Origin of the sequence: Priestia sp. SIMBA_032, from assembly GCF_046535215.1 — a bacterium.
In the GTDB taxonomy this organism is placed as follows: domain Bacteria; phylum Bacillota; class Bacilli; order Bacillales; family Bacillaceae_H; genus Priestia; species Priestia aryabhattai.
Genome location: NZ_JAWRXD010000529.1, coordinates 1 through 277, shown reverse-complemented (window position 1 = coordinate 277; position 277 = coordinate 1). Strand labels below are relative to the sequence as shown.

The 277-nt window shown below is 39.7% G+C and carries 1 protein-coding gene; it reads left to right on the top strand.

Annotated elements, in window-relative coordinates; all coding sequences use genetic code 11:
- On the top strand, positions 1 to 226 hold a 226-nt coding region (locus SB717_RS35410; RefSeq protein ID WP_410907602.1), incomplete at its 5' end, for a rod shape-determining protein.
- Positions 227 to 277 lie beyond the last annotated feature (51 nt).

Genomic DNA, 277 nt, shown 5'->3' with positions numbered 1-277 from the left:
AAAAGGCGTATTAGAGCGCACACCACCAGAATTATCTGCAGATATCATCGACCGTGGTGTTATTCTAACAGGCGGTGGAGCTTTACTACACGGTATCGACATGCTTCTAGCAGAAGAGCTAAAAGTACCAGTATTAATTGCTGAAAACCCAATGCACTGCGTTGCGGTTGGTACAGGTATTATGTTAGAGAATATCGACAGATTACCAAAGCGTGCTTTGAGATAATTTGAAAGAACTAAGGCTAATGCCTTAGTTCTTTTTTTCGTTTTTATATTT